Origin of the sequence: uncultured Limnohabitans sp. (assembly GCF_937889215.1) — a bacterium.
Taxonomy (GTDB): Bacteria; Pseudomonadota; Gammaproteobacteria; order Burkholderiales; family Burkholderiaceae_C; genus Limnohabitans_A.
On the sequence record NZ_CALBEX010000384.1, the window covers coordinates 1 to 5,452 of the forward strand.

Genomic DNA, 5,452 nt, shown 5'->3' on the forward strand with positions numbered 1-5,452 from the left:
CCTGCAAACGCACCGTCCGGTCCCAAGACCACGCTGCGCAAATCGGCATCGTTGCCCACACAGGCGAACACGATGTCCACACCCGCTGCCGCCTCACGCGGTGTGGGCGCAGTGGCGTTGCCGGGGCACTCAGCGGCCCAGGCGGAGGCCTTGGCGGCGCTGCGGTTGTACACGGTGACATGGTGCCCGGCACGCGCCAGGTGGCCCGCCATGGGGTAACCCATCACGCCCAGGCCCAAAAAGGCGACTTTTTTGGCAGGGGCGGCATCGTAGGTTTTGGCGGCAATTTGGCTCATGGCATGTCTCGTTAGGGAGTGAAGAAAGGGGGTATTTTGGCAGCCCGTGGGTGGTCTGGCGCGCAACGGGTGCTTTGGGCTGACCGCTGGGTGACATCGCCGCTTTTGGTACCCTCCCTTCATGAACCCATCGATTGCCGACAACATCGCCCGTGTCAGGGTACAGATTCAGACCGCTTGCCAAGCGTCAGGACGCGCCGCAGACAGCGTACAGCTCCTGGCTGTCTCCAAAACCTGGGGCCCCGATGCGGTGCGCCAGGCCCATGCGGCTGGGCAAACCGCTTTTGGCGAAAACTACATCCAAGAAGCGGTGGACAAGATCAACGCCTTGCGCGATTTGCCCTTGCAGTGGCACTGCATCGGCCCCATCCAGAGCAACAAGACCCGATTGGTGGCCGAACACTTTGACTGGGTGCACAGCGTCGACCGCCTCAAAATCGCCCAGCGCCTGTCTGAGCAACGCCCCGAGCACCTGCTGCCCTTGCAGGTGTGCATTCAGGTGAATGTGGACGGGGGCGACAACAAATCGGGCGTGAGCCCACAAGAACTGCCCGAGCTGGCGCAAGCCGTGGCCGCTTTGCCGCGCCTGCAACTGCGCGGCCTAATGACCATCCCCGAGCCTGCAGAGACGACTGTGCAAATGCGCGCCGTGCACGCCCAGGCCAAATCCCTTTTTGAAGCCCTGCGCCAGCAAGGCCTGCTGCTCGACACATTGTCGATGGGCATGAGCGCCGACATGGCCGAAGCCATAGCCGAAGGCAGCACGCTGGTGCGGGTGGGCACCGCCATTTTTGGCCAACGCTGAGCGGCTCAGGCCCAACCCAGCGGTGCTTGGGGCACGCGCATTGCACCTTCAACGGCACGCCCCCGCCGCCACTCAGGCCGCCTCGCCAGCGCGCAACTGGAACACACTGCGCCGCTCGCCCACCGGCGCGCCCGCCACATTCAGCAACACCTGCGCACGCCAAGGCGCCAGGGCGGTGCGTTGCGCATCGTCCAGCCAACCGAGTTGGTCCAAGGCTTCGACGGTGGCCGCAAACAGCGCGGCCTTGTTGCCATCCATGATCTTGATGGCCAAGGCTTGGCCACGCACACGGCTGGCCACCACCTGCACACCGTCTGCGCCAACCTTGCTGACCCAGTCGCCCCGACCCGCGCGCATAAAGTCGGCATCGTTGCGGCCGGTGCCCGACACCAATTCGGGGTGGGCGCTCATGGCTTGGCCCAACAGTTGCAAGCTCTCGCCATACAAGCCGTCGGATTCGGGCTGCGCCAATCGGGCATAGCTGCGGGCCAAGCGCAACAGGGGCATGGCGTAGTTGGGGGCCGAGCAGCCGTCAATGCCCAGCGCCAGCTCTTCTTCAGTTAAACCGGCCAGATGCGCCACGGCTTGGCGAATGTTTTGCTGCAGCGGGTGGTCCACCTCGGTGTAAGTGTCGGTGGGCAGGCCGTGCTGCACGCAGTAGGCCAAAAAACCGCTGTGCTTGCCGCTGCAGTTGTGGTGCCGCTCGTCGTAGGCAAAGCCTTCGGGCATGGGTTGGTCAAAGAACGTGAAGCGGTAAGGTACATGGCAGCCGCAGCGCATCTGGCGGGTAGTGCTGCCACTCTTGCGCAAGATGGACGAGACCTGCTCGACGTGCATCTCTTCGCCGTTGTGGCTGGCGCACATCATGGCCAGCTCGGGGGGCGTGAAGCCAAAATGCGCCACGCCGCCCGACTGCACCAGCGGCAGCGCCTGCATGGCCTTGAGGGTGGAGCGGGTGAAGCACAGCCAGTGCGGGTTGCCCACTTGGGCCAACACGCGGCCTTCGGTGTCGGTCACGGCCAGTGCACCCATGTGCACGCATTCCTGGATGCCATTGCGGGTCAGCTCGATCAGCGGTTCAAAGTTCACGGTTTGGTTTTTTGAGACAAGAAAAACCCAGTTTAAATTGTCCCGAACTTGACCGGGTGCTGGCGGAGCTGCGCCGCACAATGGCTGCATGCAAAACATCCATTCCCCCCTGCAAGCGCAACTGGTCCAGTGGTTGGTGGCCCCCGGTGCGGCCGTGGCCGCAGGCGATGTGCTGGTGATTTTGGAGGCCATGAAGATGGAGCACGAAATCCGTGCGCCTGAGGCTGGCTTGGTGGGTGAACTGTTCTTCCAAGCCGGCGAAGCAGTGGCCGAAGGCGAGGTGCTGGCCTCGCTCACGCCTTTGGCCGATGCGGCCTCGCATCCGCACCCCCCTGTCGACACCACCAACACGCCGCCGCACGCCGCCAAGCCATCGAACGAGCGAGCCGACCTGCACAAACTAAAGGCCCGCCTGGCCTTCACGCAAGACTCTGCTCGCCCCGAAGCCGTGACCAAGCGCCATGCCATGGGGCTGCGCACCGCCCGCGAAAACATCACCGACCTGTGTGACCCTGACTCATTCATTGAATACGGCGCCCTGGCTGTGGCCGCGCAAAGCCGCCGCCGCACGGCGGACGACCTGATGCGCAACACGCCCGCCGATGGCATGGTCACCGGCATCGGCTGCGTCAACGGCCAGCGCGTGGTGGTCATGGCCTACGACTTCACCGTATTGGCGGGCACACAAGGCATGCGCAACCACCAAAAAACCGACCGCATGCTGGGCATCGCTTTGCAGCACAAGCTGCCGGTGGTGCTGTTCGCCGAAGGTGGCGGCGGCCGGCCAGGCGATGTGGACGTGGCCATCGTGGCGGGCCTGAACCTGGCCACTTTTGCCTCGTTTGCGCGCCTCAATGGCCGCGTGCCGGTGGTGGGCGTGGTGGCCGGGCGTTGCTTTGCGGGCAACGCCGCGCTGTTGGGCTGCTCTGACGTGATCATCGCCACACACGGCAGCAACATCGGCATGGGCGGCCCGGCCATGGTCGAGGGCGGCGGTCTGGGTGTTTTCAAGCCCGAGCAGATTGGCCCAAGTGGCGTGCAGCATGACAACGGCGTGATCGATGTGTTGGTGGATGACGAGGCACAAGCCGTGGCCACGGCGCGGCATTACCTGTCGTTTTTTCAAGGCGCGCAAACCGAATGGGAAGCACCGCCCGCCGAGGCCCTGCGCCATGTGGTGCCCGAAAACCGCCTGCGCGTGTACGACACCCGCGCCGCCATGCAGGGCATCGCCGACGAAAGCAGCCTATTGCTCTTGCGAACCGGTTTTGGCGTGGGCATCCACACCGCGCTGGCGCGCATCGCAGGACGCCCGGTGGGCCTCATGGCCAACGACCCCTTGCATTTGGGTGGGGCCATTGACGCCGATGCCGCCGACAAGGCCGCGCGTTTCATGCAGCTGTGCAACGCACACGGCTTGCCCATCGTGAGCTTGGTGGACACGCCCGGCTTCATGGTCGGGCCCGAGACCGAAGCCACGGCGCAGGTGCGTCATGTCTCGCGCATGTTTGTCGCAGCCGCGCATTTGCGGGTGCCGCTGCTCAGCGTGGTGCTGCGCAAAGGCTACGGCCTGGGCGCCATGGCCATGACGGGTGGCGGCTTTCACGAAACCTTGGCCACCGTGGCCTGGCCCACAGGCGAGTTTGGCGGCATGGGCCTGGAGGGCGCGGTGCGCTTGGGCTACCGCAAGGAACTGGAGGCCGTGCCCGAGGGCCCAGAACGTGACGCGCTGTTTGACCAACTGTTGGCCCAGCAATACGACAACGGCAGCGCCATCAACATGGCAGCCACGCTGGAGATCGATGCGGTGATCGACCCGGCCGAAACGCGGACGTGGTTGGTGGCTGGTTTGGCGTCAGGGGCAATCGCCCCCGACGCTGGGGTCAGGGCCATCGACACTTGGTGACCCAGCGCACCGCCAGAGGCGCCTGGCAGCCCGTCGGGCGCATCCGTCGCTGCGCGTTTATTTGCTTGGCTGGCTCAGGCGCTGCAGTTCTTGCTCCGAGATTTCTTCAAAAACGCGCACCACCTTGGACACGCCGCTCATGCCGCGCACGATGTCCGTGGCCCGTTTGGCTTCACGGGGCGTGACACGGCCCATCAGGTACACCGTGCCGCGCTCGGTCACCACCTTGATGGCATTAACCTGTAGGTCCTTGGCGTCTACAAAAGCGGCCTTGACACGGCCTGTGGTGACCACGTCTTTGGAGCGCTGGGTCAAGGTGCTGATGGACATCACGGCCAGGTCATTGACCACCGCGTTCACGTTTTCTTGGCCCTTGGCCAGTTTTTCGGCGCGCTCCTTGTCGGCAGCGGTGCGCACTTCGCCCGTGAGCAAGACCTGGCGGTTGAAGCTGGTCACGTTCAGGTGGATACGCTCGCCCATTTCTTGGCGAACCGCGCTGGCCACCTTGATCTCGATGGCCTCGTCTTCGACCTGGGTGCCCGTGGTGCGCCGGTCCAGAGCGACCACACCCGTCATGACGGCACCGCCAACGATCAGCGGCGCGCAAGCGCTCAAGCTGCTCAAGGAGGCCAGCAAAACCGCACCATAAACCACCGTTTGAAGTTGACGTTTCATTTAATAAGACTCCTGTTCACCCAACAACTGGGTGTCAATACCATCACACAAACAGTGCAGCACCAACTGCTGCACCTCGCGAATTCGGGCCACCCGCTCGTGGGGCACGCAGACATGCACATCGGTCTCGCGCAGTTGACGGGCCAATGCGCCGCCTTGGTGGCCGGTCAAGGCCACCACGCTCATTTCTCGCTCATGCGCAGCCTCCACGGCCGACACCAAAGCCGACTCAGCACCCCGAGCGCTGATCAAGAAAAGCACATCGCCAGTATGGCCCAAGGCACGCACCTGGTGGGCCAAGGCCAGCTCATCGGGCCACTGGCTGCCCATCTGGGCATCGGCCGACAAGGCCATGGCCGACAGGCCTGGCCGTTCGCGTTCGAAGCCGCCGACCATCAAACCGGCCAAATATTGCGCCAAACCTGCCGAAGCGCCCAAGCCAGCGGTGAGCACTTTGCCCCCGCCGGTCACACAGGCCAACACGGCTTGCACGGCCGCATCGACCGGTTTGGCCAAGCCCTCGGCCACCTGGTAATGCAGGTCGGCACTGTCTATGAAATGCTGTTGAATGCGCAGGTCTAACATAGGGCGCGATGATACCCCTGTCAGCCTGTGCAAGGCCTATAAAGCGTGCGAGCGTGTGGCCAAACACTTGCGTTGCGCGGCCAAAGTCGCTTTATT

Annotated in this window: 6 protein-coding genes; 2 read left to right on the forward strand and 4 right to left on the reverse strand. The window is 64.0% G+C overall.

What is annotated here, in order from left to right:
* Positions 1 to 296: NAD(P)-binding domain-containing protein (locus Q0341_RS09695; RefSeq protein WP_299512600.1), on the reverse strand; the 296-nt coding region annotated here is incomplete at its 3' end.
* 121 nt (positions 297 to 417) lie between these two features.
* On the opposite strand from Q0341_RS09695, the gene Q0341_RS09700 reads away from it, so the two are divergent.
* Positions 418 to 1,101, forward strand: a complete 684-nt coding sequence (locus Q0341_RS09700) for a YggS family pyridoxal phosphate-dependent enzyme (RefSeq protein WP_299512602.1) — start codon at positions 418 to 420, stop codon at positions 1,099 to 1,101.
* A gap of 72 nt (positions 1,102 to 1,173) precedes the next feature.
* Here Q0341_RS09700 and Q0341_RS09705 read toward each other — a convergent pair whose 3' ends face one another.
* Positions 1,174 to 2,190 (reverse strand): asparaginase, encoded by a 1,017-nt coding sequence (locus Q0341_RS09705; RefSeq protein WP_299512605.1) that lies wholly within the window; start codon positions 2,188 to 2,190, stop codon positions 1,174 to 1,176.
* Between the two features lie 97 nt (positions 2,191 to 2,287).
* Here Q0341_RS09705 and Q0341_RS09710 point away from each other — a divergent pair, with 97 nt between their 5' ends.
* Positions 2,288 to 4,096 carry a carboxyl transferase domain-containing protein gene (locus tag Q0341_RS09710; RefSeq protein ID WP_366522764.1) on the forward strand — a complete coding sequence of 603 codons (1,809 nt, stop codon included), beginning with the start codon at positions 2,288 to 2,290 and terminating at the stop codon, positions 4,094 to 4,096.
* 57 nt (positions 4,097 to 4,153) lie between these two features.
* On the opposite strand, the gene Q0341_RS09715 is transcribed toward Q0341_RS09710, so the two are convergent.
* Positions 4,154 to 4,771, reverse strand: a complete 618-nt coding sequence (locus Q0341_RS09715) for a BON domain-containing protein (protein ID WP_299512610.1) — start codon at positions 4,769 to 4,771, stop codon at positions 4,154 to 4,156.
* Positions 4,772 to 5,356 (reverse strand): SIS domain-containing protein, encoded by a 585-nt coding sequence (locus Q0341_RS09720; RefSeq protein ID WP_299512612.1) that lies wholly within the window; start codon positions 5,354 to 5,356, stop codon positions 4,772 to 4,774.
* Positions 5,357 to 5,452: the final 96 nt, after the last annotated feature.

Excerpts from the sequence above, each read along its gene's own strand:
- Q0341_RS09720 (WP_299512612.1), bottom strand. The coding sequence starts at position 5,356 with ATGTTAGACCTGCGCATTCAACAGCATTTCATAGACAGTGCCGACCTG.
- Q0341_RS09715 (WP_299512610.1), bottom strand. The coding sequence starts at position 4,771 with ATGAAACGTCAACTTCAAACGGTGGTTTATGGTGCGGTTTTGCTGGCC.
- Q0341_RS09700 (WP_299512602.1), top strand. The coding sequence starts at position 418 with ATGAACCCATCGATTGCCGACAACATCGCCCGTGTCAGGGTACAGATT.